The organism is Flavobacterium sp., from assembly GCF_039595935.1.
Classification (GTDB): Bacteria; Bacteroidota; Bacteroidia; order Flavobacteriales; family Flavobacteriaceae; genus Flavobacterium.
Genome location: NZ_JBCNKR010000004.1, coordinates 625724 through 646627, shown reverse-complemented (window position 1 = coordinate 646627; position 20904 = coordinate 625724). Strand labels below are relative to the sequence as shown.

Annotated in this window: 14 protein-coding genes; 12 read left to right on the top strand and 2 right to left on the bottom strand. The window is 33.7% G+C overall.

Annotated features, from left to right (window positions below):
• The first annotated feature begins 192 nt into the window (after positions 1-192).
• Both ABDW27_RS02870 and ABDW27_RS02865 read left to right on the top strand, forming a co-directional pair.
• The gene (locus ABDW27_RS02870) at positions 193-1482 is read left to right on the top strand and encodes a DUF4861 domain-containing protein (protein ID WP_343694549.1); all 1290 of its coding nucleotides are present in this window, start codon (positions 193-195) and stop codon (positions 1480-1482) included.
• Between the two features lie 397 nt (positions 1483-1879).
• Entirely contained in the window at positions 1880-2056 is a 177-nt protein-coding gene (locus ABDW27_RS02865; protein ID WP_012026201.1) for a histone H1, read from the top strand.
• Positions 2057-2325: 269 nt separating this feature from the next.
• Here the strand turns inward: ABDW27_RS02865 and ABDW27_RS02860 are convergent, their stop codons facing one another.
• Entirely contained in the window at positions 2326-3081 is a 756-nt protein-coding gene (locus ABDW27_RS02860) for a LuxR C-terminal-related transcriptional regulator (protein ID WP_343694548.1), read from the bottom strand.
• 220 nt (positions 3082-3301) lie between these two features.
• Here ABDW27_RS02860 and ABDW27_RS02855 point away from each other — a divergent pair, with 220 nt between their 5' ends.
• Positions 3302-4486: a serine hydrolase domain-containing protein gene (locus tag ABDW27_RS02855; protein WP_343694547.1), complete on the top strand. Its 1185-nt coding sequence runs from the start codon at positions 3302-3304 to the stop codon at positions 4484-4486.
• 132 nt (positions 4487-4618) lie between these two features.
• On the opposite strand, the gene ABDW27_RS02850 is transcribed toward ABDW27_RS02855, so the two are convergent.
• A complete protein-coding gene (locus ABDW27_RS02850) occupies positions 4619-5659 on the bottom strand; it encodes a GntR family transcriptional regulator (RefSeq protein ID WP_343695270.1) in 1041 nt (346 codons plus the stop codon).
• Positions 5660-6044: 385 nt separating this feature from the next.
• Here ABDW27_RS02850 and rhaT point away from each other — a divergent pair, with 385 nt between their 5' ends.
• The 9 genes from rhaT (at position 6045) to ABDW27_RS02805 (ending at position 20684) form a co-directional block, all read left to right on the top strand.
• Positions 6045-7094, top strand: coding sequence for an L-rhamnose/proton symporter RhaT (rhaT, locus tag ABDW27_RS02845; protein WP_343694546.1), 1050 nt, complete (start codon positions 6045-6047; stop codon positions 7092-7094).
• Positions 7095-7118: 24 nt separating this feature from the next.
• The gene (locus tag ABDW27_RS02840; protein ID WP_343694545.1) at positions 7119-9260 is read left to right on the top strand and encodes a bifunctional aldolase/short-chain dehydrogenase; all 2142 of its coding nucleotides are present in this window, start codon (positions 7119-7121) and stop codon (positions 9258-9260) included.
• Positions 9261-9458: 198 nt separating this feature from the next.
• Positions 9459-10733 carry a TIM barrel protein gene (locus ABDW27_RS02835; RefSeq protein WP_343694544.1) on the top strand — a complete coding sequence of 425 codons (1275 nt, stop codon included), beginning with the start codon at positions 9459-9461 and terminating at the stop codon, positions 10731-10733.
• 43 nt (positions 10734-10776) lie between these two features.
• On the top strand, positions 10777-12138 hold the full coding sequence (locus ABDW27_RS02830) for an FGGY-family carbohydrate kinase (RefSeq protein ID WP_343694543.1): 1362 nt from the start codon (positions 10777-10779) through the stop codon (positions 12136-12138).
• A gap of 144 nt (positions 12139-12282) precedes the next feature.
• A complete protein-coding gene (locus ABDW27_RS02825) occupies positions 12283-13023 on the top strand; it encodes a (Fe-S)-binding protein (protein WP_343694542.1) in 741 nt (246 codons plus the stop codon).
• Between the two features lie 181 nt (positions 13024-13204).
• Positions 13205-14608: a lactate utilization protein B gene (locus ABDW27_RS02820; protein WP_343694541.1), complete on the top strand. Its 1404-nt coding sequence runs from the start codon at positions 13205-13207 to the stop codon at positions 14606-14608.
• Positions 14598-15185 (top strand): LUD domain-containing protein, encoded by a 588-nt coding sequence (locus ABDW27_RS02815; RefSeq protein WP_343694540.1) that lies wholly within the window; start codon positions 14598-14600, stop codon positions 15183-15185. The genes ABDW27_RS02820 and ABDW27_RS02815 overlap by 11 nt, the downstream gene beginning before the upstream one ends.
• A gap of 388 nt (positions 15186-15573) precedes the next feature.
• Complete coding sequence (locus tag ABDW27_RS02810; protein ID WP_343694539.1) at positions 15574-16479, top strand: carbohydrate kinase; 906 nt, start codon at positions 15574-15576, stop codon at positions 16477-16479.
• 176 nt (positions 16480-16655) lie between these two features.
• A complete protein-coding gene (locus tag ABDW27_RS02805) occupies positions 16656-20684 on the top strand; it encodes a two-component regulator propeller domain-containing protein (RefSeq protein ID WP_343694538.1) in 4029 nt (1342 codons plus the stop codon).
• Positions 20685-20904 lie beyond the last annotated feature (220 nt).

The following is a 20904-nucleotide window of genomic DNA, read 5'->3' as shown; positions in this document are numbered from 1 at the left end:
AATAAATACAACCTAACCTTATAAAGGTTTCATTAATTTCCCAATTGACGCAGTACAATTGGGATTTTTTTATTTACAAAAGCAGGAGAGGACAGGATAGAAAACATCTTTCACAAAACTATATTTAGAAGTTGAATAAAATCAATTTTGGTTTAAGATTAATTAAGTAAATTGGTTTAAAAATAAAAAAGAATGAAAAACAGCTTCAAAATTTACATGTCATTTGTGTTCGCAGCAATCATTTTTGAAAGCCCAAAAGCCCAGCAAAAATTAGATTTTACTACCATTACCTTAAAAAACACCAGCGATTTGGAATTAAAGGAAAAAGCAGTTTCAGTAAAAAGAAAACAGTTTTCTTTTAAAAATGAAACAGCAGGTTATCCTATTTTGTTGTGCAAAAATGATACAATTCCGGCGCAGGTAAATGATTTAGATGGAGATGGAAAGTGGGATGAACTATTTTTTGTGATTGATTTTTCTGCTAAAGAAGAAAAAAAACTTCAGTTAATATGGTCTCAGAGAAATCCTGAATTTCCGGTAAAAACCAGTGCAAGGTTTGGAAAAAGAGAAGGGAAAAACCTTCCTGTGCATCCTGATACACAGGAAATTTTAATGGCAGATCAGGTGCATAAAAAATTAGGTTATCAAAAATACCAAACCGATGGACCAACCTGGGAGAATGATAAAGTGGGTTTTAGGCATTATTTAGACGGAAGAAATTCTAAAGATGTTTTTGGTAAAAAACTTCCGGGCATTACTCCCGAAGATGTTGGAATAAACAGTAAAGGCGCCGTTGAAGATAATTATCATGTTATGTACGATTGGGGAAGAGATATTTTTCCTGTTGGAAATTCTGCCGGTTTAGGCGGTTTTGCTTTATTGGTTAATAATAAGATTAATAGGCTTGGAATTATTGCCAGCGACACCATAAATAATATAGAAAAAACTACTTTTAAAATCGTAAGCGAAGGTCCTGTTAATTCGGTTTTAAGTTATCATTATGAAAATTGGAAAGTTTCAGGAAACAAATATCAGGCGCAGGAAACGTCTTCAATCTGGCCGGGAATGTATGGTTATAGAAATACAATTTCTGTAAATGGTTTAAAAGGAAATGAAATGCTTTTGGTAACGCTCTCAAATCTAAATAACCAAAATCCTTTACAAGTAATTGATTCAGGAGATTTTGTCTGCTTTATTCAGCATGATAAATTGACTTATGAGCGCCAGTGGATTTTGGGTACGGCAGTCATTGTTCCAAAAGACGTTTACAAAGGCTATATAGAAGCTCCAAAAACAGGTCAGCTGACAGACTCTTATTTAATTAAACTTAAAGTGAAAAACAATCAGGAGATAAGTTATTACCCAATAGCCGGATGGGAATTAAGTCAGGATACAAACTTTAAAGATTCGGTTTATTTTTCTAATTACGTTACGAATCTGGCCAAACAGCTTTCAGCAAAAATTAAAATAGAGATAAAATAATTTTAAACTATTCAATTTTAAGATTTAGTCATTTTGACAATATTGCAGTAAATACTATTTATTTTAAGTTTTTTGTGTTTAATAGCTATTCGATCGGGTAATTTTTACTCAATTTTTCAACGGTCTAAAGAGAATTTTAAGCGAAAATCTGATACTTTACTTTAAATTTTGATTTTTTTACAAATCTATTTTTAGACGCTGAATAAAAATAAAAAAAAAATATTTTGATAGTAATTGTCTGATTAATAGTTTATTGAAAAGAAAGAATTTAAAAAAAGCTTAAAAGTAAATTTTGCGTTAACTCAAAGTGCGAAAAACAATGATAATTTTAACAGCAAATTTGTTGTAACTACCAATCAAACTTCTATTTTTGCGCCTTAATTTAATAATTATAAGCATGAAAGATCTATTAGTAAAAATCAACGCCGAAATTGAAACATTCAAAGCAGAAGCTGAATCTTTAACTGAAAAAGGTATTAAAGCTGCAGGACCAAGAGCTCGTAAAGCTACTTTGGAAATTGAAAAACTTCTAAAAGAATTCAGAAAAGTTTCTATCGAAGAATCAAAAAAATAATACAACTAAAACCTCGTCAACCGACGAGGTTTTTTTATGGGATTTTATGAGTTATGAGTTATGAGTTATGAGTTATGAGTTATGAGTTATGAGTTATGAGTTATGAGTTATGAGTTATGAGTTATGAGTTATGAGTTATGAGTTATGAGTTATGAGTTATGAGTTATGAGTTATGAGTTATGAGTTGAAGGCTTACAATCTCAGGATCTCAAATCTTTTAAAAAAACTTAGCACCTTAGAACCTTAGTCCCTCAGAACCTCAAAAAAAACTATATCCACTTAAGTTTTAATGCAAGCGTACAGGCTTCGGCTGTATTGCTGACTTTCATTTTTTCGATAATATTTTGTCTGTGACGGCTTACGGTATTGATACTGATAAAAAGGAGAGAAGCGATTTCTTTACTTTGTTTTCCCTTTTGCAGCATTTTTAGGATTTCTTTTTCTCTGCTGGATAAAAATGAAGCATTTTCGGATTCATTCTGTTTTATAATATTACCGTTTGCAGTATTTATGATAGCTCCTTCATAATGCAAAGCCAAAGAAAAATCAAAATTATAAAGACAAAGTGCCAATTCTACATCTTCATATTGATTTGAAAAATAAAACATTTTGTGCACTAGAGATTTATTAGCCGTTTTATCCTTCATTCTCAATTTACTAATCACACAAAAATCTTTTCGTTCCTCAACCGGAATGGTTTTAATAAACTTAAAGAAATGAAGTTCCAAAAGATATTTCTGTAATACATCATCAGGATTTAGTTTCCCAAAAAGATCATCTTCCCAAATACTTTCAATTTGACGAACCTCATTTTTTTTAAAGATATCAAGTTCATCAGCAATTTTTCCAGAGTATATATAACTTTTGTTGTTATACAAATCGCTTAAAACGGCGATTCCGTTTTCCAAGTCGGCGAAATTTTGTGCAATTTCCTGAAATGTTTTTAATTCTTCTGTGTTATTCAAATTACCCGAATTTTTCTGCAGCAATAGCTGTTTACTCAAATCATCTTTTATGTTTTTCATAAAAAAAATGGTTATTAATAAGTATTGTCTTATGCTTTTACGGGGGATATATTTGTATGATTTTTAGGATTGAAATATAATAAAAAATGGGATTTAAAATGATTATAAAATTCCTGATATTTTTATTAGACTTATTATCAGGCTATATTACTTGAATTGTCGTTTGAAAAAGTTGGATAAAAAGCGGAGTTAATTAACCACAACGTAATAAATCAGAAACATGAAACATTTTCTTTTAATTATTTTTTCAGCAGGTATTTTTTCTGTTCAGGCGCAAAATTCATCTTCAATAAAACGACTTGACGGAAGCACTATTTCTTCAGACAGTTTAACTGCAGCAATCGAAAAATTGATGGGCAAAGCCGATGTTAAAGGATTGGCTATATCAGTTTTTAATTCGAAAAAGCCTGTTTATATAAAAACTTTTGGTTTTAGCGATGTAGAAGCCAAAAAGAAGTTAGAGCCGCAGACAAACCTTTACGGAGCCTCTTTAAGCAAGGCAGTATTTGCAGTCTTGGTTATGAAAATGGTAGACGATGGCGTAATAACTCTGGATAAACCGCTTCAGGATTATCTGCCAAAACCTATTTACGAATATGAACCAAAGGTGTGGCATGAAGATTTTAAAGAATTAAAAGATTATCCCGAATACAAAAAAATAACAGCCAGAATGTGTCTGGATCATACGTCAGGTTTACCAAACTGGCGCTGGTTTGAATCAGATGAAAAATTAAAAATTAAGTTTCCGCCCGGAAGCCGATACAGTTATTCTGGCGAAGGATTGACTTATCTCCAAGTAGTTTTAGAAAAAATTACCGGAAAACCTCTTGAAGAATTGGCTCAGGAAAAAATATTCAAGCCACTCGGAATGACAGCTTCAAGCTATAAATGGCAGGAGAAATTTGAAAAAGATTATGCTTACGGATATGACAATGATGGAAAAGTGCAGGAGAAAGACAAAGATAATGCGCCAAGAGGAGCTGGAACGCTGGAAACTACTATAGAAGATTACAGCAAGTTTTTGACAGCAATGCTGAATAAAAAAATACTAAGCTCAAAATCATATAAAGAATTATTTAGTCCGCAGATACGTATTCATTCTAAAAATCAATTTGGTCCGGGCGCTTTAGAAGACGGAAACTGGAACGACGGAATCGAACTTTCATACGGTTTAGGCTGGGGAGTATTAAAATCACCTTACGGAACAGGAGCTTTTAAAGAAGGCCAGGGTTCAGGATTTCAGAATTACAGTATTATATTCCCAGAAAAAGGAATTGGAATGCTGATAATGTCCAATAGTTATAAAACAGGCGAAATCATAAAATATTTATTAGAAACAGGAATTAAAGATACTTATACACCATGGCAATGGGATCAGTATATTCCTTATGATGCTAAACCTTAATTTTAATAAAAGGCTTTAGTCAAAACTTAAATGTTTGGTTAAAGCCTTTTTGAATAACTTTTTATACCTCCAGCTAAAGATAGAGGTAATTAATAAAAACTTAGAACCTTAGCATCTCAGAATCTTAGTAACTCAAATAGAATTCCTATCAATAAAATTAAACGGAACTTTAAACTGTCCTTTTTCTTTATTCAAAATCATTCTGGCAGCAGTTTCTCCCATAATATTAAAATCAGTAGACATTACAGTAATGCCCAATAAATCCTTTAAAGGCGTGTCGTTGTATGAGATAACACCAATATCTTTTCCTAAAACAAATTCTTCGTCACGAATCTGTTTTACTAAATTAACCAAATCAGATTCTTCAATAGTGATAAATAAATCCCCTTTTTTAAGAATCATATCGTCGTAAACTTCACTCAGGATTTCAAAATTAATCTCGTGTTCAACACAAAATTTTCGAAATCCATGCAAAATTCTTCTCGGATATGGATAAACCGCTTTATCAGGATAAACCAAAATTAAGCGTTTGTATTTTGTTATTTTCGAAAGACCTTCTTTTAATGCATTATAAATATCATTTTCAAAATCCTGATAAATCTTAATGACATTATCGCTCGTTCCTAATTTTATATTGTCTAAAACAACTAATTTTTCCTGTGGAATTTTTTTAATGGCTTCAACCACTTCATCAGTAAAACTAAGATGTTTTAATTCGTCGGTTTTAAAATGAGTTGTAATAACATAGTAGTCATAAGCACCTTCAAATTTGTCAAGAATATTTAAGAAAAGCGTTTCATCACAGTGATAAATCTGAAGATCAACATGTGCATTGGCTCCTAAAGTATCAATGAAAGCGCTATAAGTCTTCATTTTATAAGAGCTCAGTTTATTGGTCAAAAACAAAACATTTACTTTCGATTCCAGTTTTGTTCTCGTGATATAATATCCTTTTCCCCTAATCGAAGAAATGATTTTTCTTTCTTTTAAAATATTATAGGCTTTTTCAACCGTATCACGAGACATATAAAACTCTTCGCTGAAACTGTTAATAGAGGGAATTTTTTGATTGATTTTTAAATTTCCGTTAGCAATATTCTGCAAAATCGAGTCAACAATCTGTTTGTATTTTGGAACCCTCGAATCTTCGTCTATTTTAATTAATTTAATCATGCTGGTATTTTGCATATCGAATTCATGTTTTGGGGCATGAAAAAGAATTTTTTAATTATAATTTTATAAAAAGCAGTTCTAAAAACCGCCTCATATACTGATTTTATTACTTTCCTTACAAAAAACTAAAATCCAATAAAGGTTTACTTTATTTTCAGGCAGTTATGCAGAATTGAGAATATAACAATTACGAAATCGATTGCTAAAATAGGATTTTTAAATTTATTTTTCCAATATAATACGAGCGTTCTTTGCAATTAGTTCGCACTTTTAACAAAAAATACACGAATCATAAAGGATAGTACAGGACAGTTTTGTTTTTTACATTACATTATTTTACAAAACCAAATTAACTATCACAATTAACCACAAACAAAATTAGTAAATGGAATCATTATTAGGAATCATTTTTCATTCTATCGGAGGATTCTCTTCGGGTAGTTTTTATATGCCTTTTAAAAAAGTAAAAGATTGGGCTTGGGAAAGTTACTGGCTTGTAGGAGGGTTTTTCTCCTGGCTGATAGTTCCTCCGGTTGCAGCTTATTTAACGATTCCGAATTTTACTGAAATTATTGTGAGTGCTTCTCCGTCTATTAGAGTCTTTACTTTTTCGATGGGTTTAATCTGGGGAATTGGCGGATTAACATACGGTTTGGGCGTTCGTTATTTAGGAATGTCGCTGGGAAACTCAATTACATTAGGATTTTGTTCTGCATTTGGGGCTTTAGTTCCTTCCATATATTATGATTTTAACCCAACCGATGGTAAAGTTTCTTTCTCTGATATGCTTTCTCATTCTGGCGGACAATTGGTTTTACTTGGCGTTGCAGTGTGTCTGTTAGGAATTGCTATTTCCGGAAAAGCGGGAATGATGAAAGAAAAAGATTTTGCTACAGGACATGAAGATAAGGATCAGGATTTTAGTTTGGTAAAAGGTTTAATTGTAGCAGTTATTTCCGGGATTTTAAGTTCGTTTTTCAATTACGGAATTGAAGCCGGAAAACCAATGGCGGAACAAGCCGTAATTAACGGATGCAATCCATTATTTCAAAATAACGTAACCTATATAGTTTTGCTTTGGGGAGGTTTAACAACCAATCTTATCTGGTGTTTGTACCTTAATTTCAAAAATAAATCTATTGGAGATTATACCAATAAAACAACACCAATTACAAAAAATGTTTTGTTTTCTGCGCTTGCAGGAACAATGTGGTTTTTGCAGTTTTTCTTTTACGGAATGGGCGAAAGCAAATTAGGAAACGGTGCCAGCTCATGGATTCTGCACATGGCGACCATTATTTTAACGGCTAATTTTTGGGGATTCTATTTAAAAGAATGGACTGGAGTTTCGAAAAAAACATTCAGAACTTTTATATGGGGAATCGGATTAATAATGCTTTCGATCGTTTTGGTCGGAATTGGGAACTCTTTGTAAATACTCAAAATATATATGATAACAATGTCAAATACTAATACAAAAAATATGAATTTTAAGCATGTAAGCTATCTTTGGGACGAAGCAAAAGCTCAGGAATTAGCTGGTGATGAAGTAGCGCTTTTCATTTATCGTTCTAACCTTTTGGGAGCCGATTTAAGACTGACAAATTACGGAGGAGGAAATACATCTGTAAAAATTACAGACAAAGATCCTTTAACTGGAGAATCTTCTGAAGTAATGTGGATTAAAGGTTCTGGAGGTGATATTGGTACTTTGACAAAATCAGGCTGTGCCGCTTTGTATTTAGACAGACTTCGCAACCTTGAAAATGTTTACAGAGGTATTGAATTTGAAGATGAAATGGTAGAATTATTCAACCACTGTATTTTTGATTTAGCTTCAAAAGCGCCTTCAATCGACACGCCTTTACACGGATTTTTACCATTCGCACATATTGATCACTTACATCCGGATGCCGCAATTGCAATTGCGGCAGCAAAAGATGGAAAGAAAATCACAGAAGAATTATTTAACGGAGAAATTGGCTGGGTAGGCTGGCAGCGTCCGGGCTTTGACTTAGGTCTTCAATTAAGAAGCTGTTTAGAAGAAGCGGCTAAAAACGGAAAAAAACTACGCGGAATCATGTTGGGCTCTCATGGTCTTTTTACCTGGGGCGATACTGCATACGAAAGTTATATCAATACGCTGGAAGTAATCGAGAAATGTGCTTCTTATTTAGAAGATAATTACGGAAAAAAACGTCCGGTTTTTGGAGGACAAAAAATCGAAAGCCTTGCAGAAGCAGACCGTAAATTAAAAGCAGCAAAAGTAGCACCGATTTTAAGAGGTTTCTGTTCATCAGAACGTCAAATGATTGGTCATTATACAGATGATGCCAGAGTTTTAGAATTCATCAATTCAAACGATCTTTCAAAATTAGCTCCGTTAGGAACATCTTGTCCGGATCACTTTTTAAGAACAAAAATCAGTCCGCTGGTTTTAGAGTTAGATCCAAACGAAGATTTATCTGATGTAAATGCGGTTAAAGCAAAATTAACTCCTGCTTTTGAAGCTTACCGTGCCATGTATAAAGATTATTATAATGCATGTAAAAAATCAAATTCGCCAGCAATGCGTGACCCAAATCCGGTTGTAATTTTATATCCGGGAGTTGGTATGTTTACTTTTGCTAAAGATAAAACAATGGCGCGTTTAGCATCAGAATATTATATCAATGCCGTAAACGTAATGAAAGGTGCAGAAGCCGTTTCAGAATATACTTCTTTGCCTCACCAGGAAGCTTTTGATATCGAATATTGGTTATTAGAAGAAGCAAAATTGCAGCGTATGCCAAAACCAAAAGCATTATCTGGAAGAGTAGCTCTTATTACAGGTTCTGCGGGCGGAATTGGAAAAGCTATAGCTAAGAAATTTGCTCAGGAAGGCGCTTGTGTAGTAATCAACGATATCAATGAAGAACGTTTACAAGGTGCAAAAGCTGAGTTTATCAAAACTTTTGGTAAAGATGCGGTATCAAGCACATTGCTAAATGTTACTGACGAAGTTAGTACAGAAAAAGCATTAGACGAAGCTTCTTTAGCTTTTGGCGGTGTTGATATTGTAGTAAATAATGCTGGAATCAGTATTTCAAAATCTATTGCAGAACATACTCTTGAAGAGTGGGACAGATTATACGATATCTTGGTGAAAGGACAATTTATTGTTTCTAAAGCCGGAATTGAAGTAATGCGCAAACAAGGTTTCGGAGGAGACATCGTAAATATCGTTTCTAAAAATGCAGTTGTAGCCGGACCAAATAATCCGGGTTATGGTTCTGCAAAAGCCGCTCAGGCGCATTTAACACGTTTAATGGCAGCTGAATTAGGAGCAGATAAAATTCGTGTAAACACAGTAAATCCTGATGCAGTAATCTCAGACTCAAATATTTGGTCAGGAGGATGGGCAGAAGGTCGTGCAAAAGCATACGGAATTACAGTTGAAGAACTTCCGGCTTACTATGCAAAACGTACATTATTAAATGAAATTATACTGCCGGATGATATCGCAAACGCTTGTTTTGTATTTGTTGGAGGCTTATTAGATAAGTCAACAGGAAATGCCTTAAACGTAGACGGAGGCGTTGGAATGGGCTTTTACCGATAAAATTTATTTAAGTTTTTTTATAAGTTTGTTTAAGCAAAAGTGGTTTTTTGTGGTCTAACGTTCGATTTTTCGAGCGTTAGATTTTTTTTAGACATACGATTTTATAAAGAAACCAATTACCATAAAATAGTAAAGTTAAACCAGAGTTTAGATTATATAATTTACATATCTTGTAGACTCTATTAAAATATAAGGATTATGATAATCGGATCAAATAATATTGAATCTCATAACGAGGGATTATTAAAAAAGCATCAAAATAAGCTGATTTTTACAGCATCAGAAATAGATAATACAGAATCGATTATCCAAAAACTAATCGATTTTCAAATCGCAATTCCATCTTGGGCATTAGGAACAGGAGGAACAAGATTTGGACGTTTTGCCGGAGGCGGAGAACCTCGTTCAATTGAAGAAAAAATCGAAGATGTTGGTTTGCTTCACAAATTAAATAATGCTTCAGGAGCTATTTCGCTTCATATTCCGTGGGATATTCCACAAGATTATAAAGCAATCAAAGCACTTGCCGCACAGCACAATTTAAAGTTTGATGCCATGAACTCGAATACATTTCAGGATCAGGCCAATGCAGAGCATACATACAAATACGGTTCATTACAAAACGTAAATAAAGCAGTTCGCAAACAAGCAATCGCTCACAATATAGAAGTTATAAAACACGGAATCGAATTAGGATCAGAGTCATTAACCGTTTGGCTTGCTGATGGTTCTAACTTTCCGGGACAATTAAACTTCCGTAAAGCATACCAAAATACCTTAGAAAGTTTAGAAGAAATCTACGATGCATTACCATCAAACTGGAAATTATTTTTAGAATACAAATGTGCCGAACCCAACTTTTATTCTACAACAGTGGCAGATTGGGGTCAATCGTATTCTTATGTTAAAAAATTAGGAGACAAAGCACAGACTTTAGTCGATTTAGGACATCATTTACCAAATGCTAATATCGAGCAGATTGTTTCTTTATTATTAATGGAAAACAAACTAGGCGGATTTCACTTTAACGATTCAAAATACGGTGACGACGATTTAACTGCCGGAGCTTTAAAACCATATCAATTATTTTTGATTTTCAATGAATTAGTTGAAGGAATGGACGCAAGAGGAATGAATCACGCCAAAGATTTAGGCTGGATGATCGACGCTTCGCATAACATCAAAGATCCGTTAGAAGATTTATTACAATCTGTTGAAGCCATTATGATTGCTTACGCACAAGCACTTTCTGTAGACAGAAAAGCTTTAGAAAAAGCACAAGAAGAAAATGACGTAGTAAAAGCACAAGAAATTCTTCAAAACGCTTTCCGTACAGACGTTCGCGCATTAGTTGCCGAAGCTCGTTTGCGTTCAGGAGCAGCTTTAAATCCGGTAGAATTATACAGAAGCCTTTCTGTTAGAAAAAATCTTATTGGAGAAAGAGGATTAAAAACATTGGCAACAGGATTATAATTATCAATTAACAATTGATAATTCACAATTTACAATTAAAAAAATGAATGTAGTTGCAATTTTTGATATTGGTAAAACAAACAAAAAGGTTTTTTTATTTGATGAAAACTATCGAATCGTTTGGGAGAAATCAGTCAATTTTGACGAAACTGTCGACGAAGACGGTTTTCCCTGCGAAGATATAGAATTGCTTAAAAACTGGATTTTTGAGCGTTTAGCAGAAATAAAAACATTAACCAATTATGTTTTAAAAGCCATCAATTTCAGCACATATGGTGCGAGTTTTGTCTACATTGATAAAGAAGGAAAAGTTTTAACTCCTCTGTATAATTATTTAAAAGATTATCCGGAGGATTTAAAAAATGACTTTTATAATAAATACAAAGGCAAAGAAGCATTTGCCGTAAAAACAGCTTCTCCGGTTTTGGGAAGCCTGAATTCAGGAATGCAGATTTACCGTTTAAAAGAAGAAAAACCAGACTTATTTGAAAAGGTAAAATACTGTTTACATCTGCCTCAGTTTTTGAGTTTTCTTTTAACGAATGAAGCTTACACAGATATTACAAGCGTTGGCTGTCATACCAATCTTTGGAATTTCAAAAAAATGAAATACCATAAATGGCTGAAAAGCGAAGGTATTTCAGGTAAAATTCCGCCGTTTTATTACGGAAAAGATGTTATAAAAACTAAAGATGGTCTGGCAGTAGGAGCAGGACTTCACGATAGTTCATCGGCGATAATTCCGTATACTATAAACTTCACCGAACCTTTCGTTTTATTATCAACAGGAACCTGGAGTATTTCCTTAAATCCGTTCAATAATAAACCGTTGACTTTTGAAGAATTGCAGCACGATTGTTTGTGTTATTTACAATACACAGAAAAACCTGTAAAAGCAGCAAGACTTTTTGCCGGAAACGAACACGAAGTACAAACCAAACGTTTAGCAGAGCATTTTAATGTTCCGGTTGATACTTACAAAGATGTTTATTTTGACAAGAATATAGTGTCTAATTTGAGAGCGTTGAATTTTCAGATTATTTATCCCAAAAAATATAATTTTGATATTCTGAAAGAATGTCCTTTTCAAAAAAGAGACCTTTCAACTTTCAAAAATTACGAAATCGCTTATCATCAATTAATGTTAGATTTGGTAGAACAACAGGTATTTTCAACTAAATTAGTCATTCATAACAGCCCTGTCAAGAAAATTTTTGTAGACGGAGGTTTCAGTAAAAATTCAATTTATATGAATTTATTAGCCGAAGCTTTTCCGGATGTTGAAGTTTATGCCGCATCAATGGCGCAGGCAAGTGCTTTGGGAGCTGCATTGGCAATTCATCAAAACTGGAATCCAAAACCAATTCAGAATGATTTGATTGATTTGAAATTTTATAAACATTAGAACAATTAAAAATTGAGAATTAAAAATTAAAAATGGATTTTTGTTTCTCGCAGATTTGGCAGATTGTGCAGATAAAAATGTGCAATACTAAATAAAAATCTGTTTAATCTGCCAGATCTGCGGGCTAAAAATAAATAATAAAAAATGAAAGTCGGACTATTTATACCATGTTATGTCGATCAGTTTTACCCAAAAGTAGGTATTGCGACATACGAACTCTTGCAGAAATTAGGCTGTGAAGTTCATTTTCCGATGGGACAAACCTGCTGCGGTCAGCCAATGGCAAACAGCGGTTATGCACATTTAACAAAAGGATGTGATGCCAATTTTATAGCTAATTTTTCCGGATTCGATTATATTGTCTGCCCTTCCGGAAGCTGCGTTTTACATGTAAAAGATCATTTGCATGATGAAAAAAATGAAGAAGCAGCGACAAAAATTAGAAATACCGTTTTTGAATTAACAGAATTTATAACTGATATTTTAAAAATAGATCACATAGACGGAAGCTTCCCTTTTAAAGTCGGAATGCACGTAAGCTGCCACGGACAACGCGGATTACATCTTTCGCAGATGTCGGAACTGAATGCACCATTTTTCTCCAAACCGGAACAATTGCTTCATAGCATAAAAGGATTAGATTTAGTTGCTTTAACCAGAAAAGATGAATGCTGTGGTTTTGGAGGAACATTTTGTGTTACCGAAGAAGCCGTTTCTGTAAAAATGGGACAAGACCGAATTAAAGATCACGAAAGCAATGATGTAGATTATATTACAGGCGGCGATATGTCGTGTTTAATGCATTTAGATGGAATTCTAAAAAGACAAAAAAGCCGAATAAAAACTATTCATATTGCTGAAATATTAAATTCACTCGAAAATTAATTTTTTTATACCATTAAGATATTAAGTAAATTAAGTTTAGTGTGAAATATTTAATGGTAAACAATAAGAGATTTAAGTGATTTTAAAGTAAGCTTAATTTTCTTTTAACCATAAAGAAATTAAGGTTATAAAGTTTAGCTTAATTTACTTAATGCCTTAATGGTAAAAACAATTTTTACAGATGTCATCAGAAAAAATAATACAGCATAGCGAAGCCGCAGCAAAATTCAACAAAGATGTAGAGCGTGTCAACTGGCACGATGAAACACTTTGGTTTGTGCGTGCAAAGCGTGATAAATCGGCACATCAAATTAAGGATTGGGAATTATTGCGTGAAACAGCTTCAAAAATTAAAGCCAACGTACTGTCTAATATTCACGATTATTTAGTTGAATTCGAAGCCAATGCCCAAAGAAACGGAATCATTGTACACTGGGCGGCCGATGCAAAAGAACACAACGAAATAGTACATTCGATCATGGCCAAGCATGATGTAAAGCAAATGGTGAAATCCAAATCAATGCTTACAGAAGAATGTCATTTAAACGATTATTTAGCCGAAAAAGGAATTGAAGTAATCGATTCAGATTTAGGAGAATATATTGTCCAGCTTCGTAAAGAACCGCCAAGTCATATTGTTTTACCCGCCATTCACCTTAAAAAAGAAGATGTAAGCGAAACTTTTCACGAACATTTGGGTACAGAAAAAGGAAATTTTAATCCGCAGTATTTAACCGAATCGGCGCGTCATAGTTTAAGAAATACATTCTTAACCAGAAAAGTAGCTTTAACCGGAGTTAATTTTGCTGTTGCAGAAACGGGAGAATTTGTAGTTTGTACAAATGAAGGAAATGCGGATATGGGCGCACATTTAGCCGATGTTCATATCGCCTGTATGGGATTTGAAAAATTAATTCCACAGCGCAAACATTTAGGCGTTTTCCTGAGATTATTGGCCAGAAGTGCAACAGGACAACCGATAACCACTTTTTCAAGTCATTTTAAAAAACCTAGAGACGGAAAAGAACTTCACATCGTAATTGTCGACAACGGCAGAAGTAAACAATTAGGAAGAGAAGATTTTAGAAATTCTTTAAAATGCATTCGCTGCGGTGCGTGTATGAATACTTGTCCAGTGTACAGACGCAGCGGTGGACACAGTTACCACAATGCGGTTGCGGGACCAATTGGTTCTATTTTGGCGCCAAACTTAGATATGAGCAAAAATGTCGATCTGCCTTTTGCCAGTACACTCTGCGGTTCCTGTACCAACGTTTGTCCGGTAAAAATTGATATTCACGATCAATTGTACAAATGGCGTCAGGTTTTGGTAAAAGACGGTTATACGCCAAAAGCAAAAACAATTGCAATGAAAACGATGGCAACGGTTTTAGCCAACCCAACGATTTTTAATATTGCCGGAAAATCAGGAAGATTTGTAATGAAAAATGTTCCGGGAATGGTCAATAATAAATTGAATAAGTGGTACGACCAGCGCGAAATGCCTGATGTTCCTGAAGAATCTTTTAGAGAATGGTATAAGAAAAATTCGAGAGAATCTAAAGCAAAATACAATGAGCAGTAAAGCTGAAATTTTAAAAAGAATAAAACAAAATCAGCCCGATTTAGTTACTGAATTACCTGATTTAAGTATTTTAGGTTCAGAAGATTTTGATATACTTGAAACTTATAAAACAGTTTTAAAAGGAATTGGAGGCGATCCTGTAGAAGTTTCAAATTATCAGGAAATCATCAACTATATAAAAGCGCATTATAATCTTAAAAAGAGAATCATTACAATGCTGCCAGAGCTTTCAGAGATAGCTTCTTTAGACTGGAATAATGATGATCCGCATTCACTTCAGGATGTTGAATTAACGGTTGTAAAAGCACATTTTGGAGTTGCAGAAAACAGCGCTCTTTGGGTAACAGATGATATTTTAGGACAAAGAGTTGCGCCTTTTATAGCGCAATATTTAGCGATAATTGTTCATAAAAATGATATCATTCGTACCATGCAGCAAGCTTATGAAAGAATAGGAAAACAAGAATATGGTTTCGGAACTTTTATTGCCGGACCTTCCAAAACGGCCGATATTGAGCAGTCATTGGTTTTAGGAGCGCATGGGGCGAGAGGATTGATTGTGTTTTTATTGGATTAAATGTATAGTCCCTACGGGACAAATTTTCGAGGTGAGATTGAAATGCTACCGATATTTAATCTCTCCGAGATATTCTATTGAAATAAATAAGACATTACAGATTAACTCCGTTAGGAGTTTTATATCGGTAGAAAAAACAATAGCATTCTCAGTTAAGCATACCCCGTTAGGGGTTTAATATCGGTAGAAAAAGAATCAAACGATAGCAGAAATACGCCGCTAGGAGTATATCGTCGGTAGAAAAAAAAATCAACACATATCGAATACTCCGTTAGGAGTATTTGAATCATTACAAAAGATATTATACAATAATCAATTTCTAGGTCAGTTTTAATTTAATTAAAAGTCTAACTTTATGTTTCAGGATTAACAAAAACAAAATTTAGGAATGAATAACGAAAAAAAACTCAAAGCGATAGCTTACGGAGAAGTGCTGTGGGATGTTTTTACCAACAAAAAAAAGATAGGAGGTGCACCGCTAAATGTTGCTCTAAGAATGAAATCGCTCGGCTGCGATTCTGCCATGATAAGCAGTGTAGGAAATGATGAAAACGGAAAAATCATAATAGAAACCGTTAAAAACCTCGGACTCGAAACTGCGGCTATACAAATTACAGAAGATTTCCCAACCGGATTAGTAAATGTAATTTTAGATAAAACCGGTTCTGCCACTTATGAAATAAAATATCCATCTGCCTGGGACAAAATTGAAATAAACGATATGGCTAAAACACTTGTAAATGAAGCCGATGTTTTAATTTACGGAAGTTTAGTCTGCAGAGATGAAGTTTCGAGAAAAACACTTCAAGAACTCTTGCAAACCAATGTTTATAAAGTTTTTGATGTCAATTTAAGAAAGCCTCATTATACGTATGAAATTTTGGTAGAGTTAATGAATGAAGCCAATTTTGTAAAATTTAATGATGAAGAAATTTTAGAAATAGCCAAAGCTTTAAAATCTCCGTTTACAACACTCGAAGAAAACATAAACTACATTGCAGAATTAACAAAGGTTGAAGCAATGTGCGTAACCCGCGGAAAAGACGGAGCGCTTTTGTTCTGGAACAATCAATTCTATGAGAATAAAGGTTATCCAATTGTTGTGGCCGATACGGTAGGAGCAGGAGACTCTTTTTTAGCAGGATTGATAACCTCTCTACTTACTGGAAATGAACCCCAAAAAGCTTTAGATTTTGCCTGTGCAATGGGCGCTTTAGTTGCAGGTTCGCCGGGAGCAAATCCAGAAATTTCTCAAGCTAAAATTGAGGAATTAATGCTTAGACAAAGAAAATAAACTCAGCGTTTATCATTTTGACGAAATATTATAGGTATAACTTTATTAAAAATGTTGCTCATCGATAAAATCTTATAATCCGTCGAATAAATGTGATTTTTATAATGCCATTTTTGTAAAATGCTGTCAAATTAGTTTATAATTGTATTTTTTACAAGAATATTAAAAATTACACTTTGAAGCATTTTTTTCTATATCTGCTGTTAATAAGCTTTGCATTTTCAGGATATTCACAAGATTATCCCGTTAAGTTTTTGGATATATCTGACGGATTGTCTAACAATTCCGTAACCACAATATTTCAGGACAGCGAAGGTTTCATGTGGTTTGGAACGTATGACGGATTAAACCGTTATGACGGATACAATTTCAAAGTTTTTAGAAACCGAATTAACGATCCAAAATCACTTCCTTTTAATACAATTTATAATATCGAAGGCGATTCCAGAAAAAATATCTGGGTTGGCGGCACAAATGGCGTTTGCATTTACAACAAAACTTCAGCAACATTTCATTCGGCAGAATATATTTCTTCAAATAAAAAAACTCAGACTTTAAAAGACATTATACATCAGATGCGCCCTGTTTCTGATAAACTTTTTTTAATAGCTTCTCAAAACTTAGGATTAGTAGCTTTTGAAAATGGTTCATTTACAGGAAACCCCATTCCGTTAACCGTTTTAGCAAATCAAATAAATGTCAACAACTACGATGCGATTGCCATTCAGGAAAACAAAAATAAATCAGGAAGCTGGGTTTATATTCGAAATGTAGGGCTTTGCGATTACAATTATAAATCAAAAAAACTGAAAGTTATTTTTCCGCTTTCGATAGGCGTAAAAGCGATGAAATTAGCTTTAGATGGCAATCTTTGGTTTGGAACAGATGAAGGACTTTTTCTGTTTAATACCAAAACCGGAGCGCTTTCAAAGAATTATTTGTCTAGTAAATGCAGTGTAACCGATATTCTCACAGATAAAAAAGGCGAAATATGGATTACAACCGATGGCTGCGGCATTTTTCAAATCAAAAAAAATATTCCCAACAATAGTATTAAAAAAGATCAGCTGGCCAAAAGTAATTCGGTTTGGAGTTTGTACGAAGACAAATCTGGTAATAAATGGTTTGGTTCTCTTCGCGGCGGAATCAGTATGCTCAGCGATACACCAAAATATTTTAAAAGCATAAAATACAATGCAAAAGATCCGGCTGATAACTTTATTTTGTCCTTCTGCGAAGACGAAAAAAAGAATCTTTGGATTGGTACAGATGGAGCAGGATTGAAATATTGGGACAGAAGAAACAATACGTATATAAACTATACAAATTCGCTTTCAAGCAGTTTTATTACCGGAATTGTTCGTGATAATAATAACGACATCTGGCTTTCGACCTGGGCTGGAGGCGTAAACCGAATCAATAAAAAGAATAATTCCGTAACACAGTTTTCATGTTACAATCCGTATACAAAACAAGTCGAAAAAAACATTTGGCTGGTTTACAAAGATTCAAAAGCCAATATCTGGGCAAGTGCTACAAACGAAGGTTCGTTATATCTGTTTGATCGGGTTCAGAATAATTTTGTCATTTTTGATAAATCGGTAAATAATCTTCAGTCTTTTACAGAAACCAGTGACGGAAAACTTTGGGGAGGAAATTATACTGATTTGTTTTCTATTGAAAAAAATGCACACAAAATTACCAAAACGTCTATCGGAAATCCAATTCGATGTATTCACGAAGACAAAGACAAAAATCTCTGGCTCGGAACTCAGGAAGGCGGTTTGCTTTTGTTTGACAGAAAAACAAATACATTTAAAAGACTCACAACAGATGACGGACTTCCGTCAAATACTATTTTACGATTATTGGAGGATAAAGAAGGAAATCTCTGGATGAGTACCTACAACGGTGTCTGTCGATTTGATAAAAAAAGAAAAACTTTTCGAAATTTTTCTGTAAACGACGGACTTCAAAGCAATCAGTTTAGTTTTAATGCCGGAATAAAATTGTCGACCGGAGAATTTCTTTTTGGCGGAATAAACGGTTTTAATATCTTTTTTCCGGAAGCCATAAAAGGTTTTAATCAACAGAACAATGTTTTACTGACTGATTTTTATGTAAACAATCAACCCATTGAAGAAAGTCAGGTTGAAGTAACCACCAATTCTGATGAAAAGAATGAAATCGAACTGGATTACGATCAAACCACATTGTCAATAGAATTTGTTGCGATTGATTATAACAGCGCTGACAAGATCAATTATGCTTATTTTTTGGAAGGCTGGGACGAACAATGGAATTATGTGGGTCAGGCTCGAAAAGCAAATTATTCAAGACTTCCGGAAGGGAAATATACTTTTAAAGTTAAAACAACCAATTTTAAAGGCGGATGGAATAAAGAAGTAAGTCTCGTTTCTATAGAAGTTTTACCGCCTTGGTACAGAACCTGGTGGGCGTATTCTTTGTATGTTTTGGCAATTGCCGGACTTTTATTTGTGTATTTGGATTATCAGAAAAACAAAGAAAAATTAAAATATAAAGTCAAAATTGCCGAGCTCGAGAGCAAGAAAGAAAAAGAAATTGCCGAAAAACAATCGTCGATGTTTACTTATATTTCGCATGAGTTTAGAACGCCGCTTTCGCTGATTATAAACCCATTGAAGAAAGCAGTTCAGAAAGAAAACGTAGAAAATGGCTCTTCGGGAAGTGATTTGGCCATTGCACATAGAAATGCCAGAAGACTTTTGAGTTTGGTAGATCAATTACTTCTTTTTAGAAAAGCAGAGAATGATGCCGATTCTCTGCGATTGTCTCCAATTAATGTAAATAATCTTTGTAATGAAGTTTATCAATGTTTTGTAAATCAGGCAAAAGATAAAAATATCCATTACCATTTTACAATTCCGGAAAACGAAATTATAATTATTGGCGATTATGAAAAAATTGAGATTTCGCTTTTCAATTTAATGTCAAATGCCTTTAAATACACCCCAATTGGAGGAGAAATAAATCTCACTGTAACAGAAAATAAAGAGGAAGTTTTCCTTGAAATTTCAGACAGCGGTGACGGAATCGAGAAAAAAGATATTGAAGTTATTTTTGAAAAATTCAAACAAATCAATTCAAAAGTATCTATCGGAACCGGTTTTGGAATCGGGCTTTTTATTGTGAAATATTTTGTAGATAAACACAAAGGAAAAGTTAGCTGCGAAAGTGAAATTGGAAAAGGAAGTAAATTTAAGCTGACTTTCCTTAAAGGAAACTCTCATTTTGAAAATATTGAAATTACAAACGAAGCTCCAAAAAGAAGTCAGTTATTTGATGAACTTATAATTGATGATGCTGAAGAAAATAATGCATCTGCCAATACTGTAGTTTCAGAAAGTGATTTCCAAAAAATAATGCTTACCGAAAAACGCACGGTTTTAATTATTGATGATAATGCCGAAATCAGAGCGTATCTGATAAAATTATTTTCTGATAATTATGTCGTTTATAGTGCCGAAAATGGAGAAGAAGGTCTAAAAATGACTAAAAAACATATGCCGGATCTTGTAATAAGTGATATTACAATGGAAGAGATGGACGGTTTAGAATTGTGCCGAAGAATAAAAGAAAGCAATGATTTGTCTCATATTCCGGTGATTTTGCTAACAGCGTCAAAAAATCCTGAAACTCATCTGCAGGGAATCAATGACGGAGCCGATGATTATATTACAAAACCGTTTGATGACGATATTCTTAAAGCGCGTGTTGAGTCGTTATTGCGAAACCGAAGCAATCTGAGAACTTACTTCTTAGACAGCATTACGCTAAAAGAAAATACACAGAAAGTTCCTGTAGAATATCAGCAAATGCTCAAAAAGTGTATTGACATTGTAGAAGCCAATATTCATAAAAAAGATTTTACGATTAGAACTTTTGCGCTCGAAATGGGAATGAGCCACAGAACGCTTTATACCAAAATCAAGATCATTTCGGGGCAGACTTTAAATGCTTTTATTCGTTCTTTACGAATTAGAAGAGCAGCCATGTTAATGCTCACAGAAGAAATGAATATTGCGCAGGCAAGTGCCGAAGTTGGTTTTGAAGACCCAAAATATTTCAGACAGCAGTTTGTAAAACTTTTTGGAATGACGCCATCAGAATACATTAAAAAATACAAGAGTTCCTTTAACTCAGATCTTAATATTATCAAATAAATTATACGCCAAATGTTTATTTCTATTCACTATCGTTACTCTTTTGTAACAGATACAGCTTTTTCATTATATAAATTCAAACGTTTGAGTTGTAAAAGTGGTTAAAAATAATAATTATGTAATGTTTAAAAATATGTAGGTATTTTTTTGTAGTTCGTAATTTTTAACTGCTAATATTGGTTAATTACAATTTTACCCTCCTTTTTTTTCCATTTTACCC

What these genes read in the sequence shown, in the direction of transcription:
- ABDW27_RS02825 (WP_343694542.1), top strand. Translation starts at nt 12,283, where the DNA reads ATGAAAGTCGGACTATTTATACCATGTTATGTCGATCAGTTTTACCCA.
- ABDW27_RS02830 (WP_343694543.1), top strand. Translation starts at nt 10,777, where the DNA reads ATGAATGTAGTTGCAATTTTTGATATTGGTAAAACAAACAAAAAGGTT.
- ABDW27_RS02835 (WP_343694544.1), top strand. Translation starts at nt 9,459, where the DNA reads ATGATAATCGGATCAAATAATATTGAATCTCATAACGAGGGATTATTA.
- ABDW27_RS02840 (WP_343694545.1), top strand. Translation starts at nt 7,119, where the DNA reads ATGTCAAATACTAATACAAAAAATATGAATTTTAAGCATGTAAGCTAT.
- ABDW27_RS02815 (WP_343694540.1), top strand. Translation starts at nt 14,598, where the DNA reads ATGAGCAGTAAAGCTGAAATTTTAAAAAGAATAAAACAAAATCAGCCC.
- ABDW27_RS02820 (WP_343694541.1), top strand. Translation starts at nt 13,205, where the DNA reads ATGTCATCAGAAAAAATAATACAGCATAGCGAAGCCGCAGCAAAATTC.
- rhaT (WP_343694546.1), top strand. Translation starts at nt 6,045, where the DNA reads ATGGAATCATTATTAGGAATCATTTTTCATTCTATCGGAGGATTCTCT.
- ABDW27_RS02810 (WP_343694539.1), top strand. Translation starts at nt 15,574, where the DNA reads ATGAATAACGAAAAAAAACTCAAAGCGATAGCTTACGGAGAAGTGCTG.
- ABDW27_RS02850 (WP_343695270.1), bottom strand. Translation starts at nt 5,659, where the DNA reads ATGATTAAATTAATTAAAATAGACGAAGATTCGAGGGTTCCAAAATAC.
- ABDW27_RS02865 (WP_012026201.1), top strand. Translation starts at nt 1,880, where the DNA reads ATGAAAGATCTATTAGTAAAAATCAACGCCGAAATTGAAACATTCAAA.
- ABDW27_RS02860 (WP_343694548.1), bottom strand. Translation starts at nt 3,081, where the DNA reads ATGAAAAACATAAAAGATGATTTGAGTAAACAGCTATTGCTGCAGAAA.
- ABDW27_RS02855 (WP_343694547.1), top strand. Translation starts at nt 3,302, where the DNA reads ATGAAACATTTTCTTTTAATTATTTTTTCAGCAGGTATTTTTTCTGTT.
- ABDW27_RS02870 (WP_343694549.1), top strand. Translation starts at nt 193, where the DNA reads ATGAAAAACAGCTTCAAAATTTACATGTCATTTGTGTTCGCAGCAATC.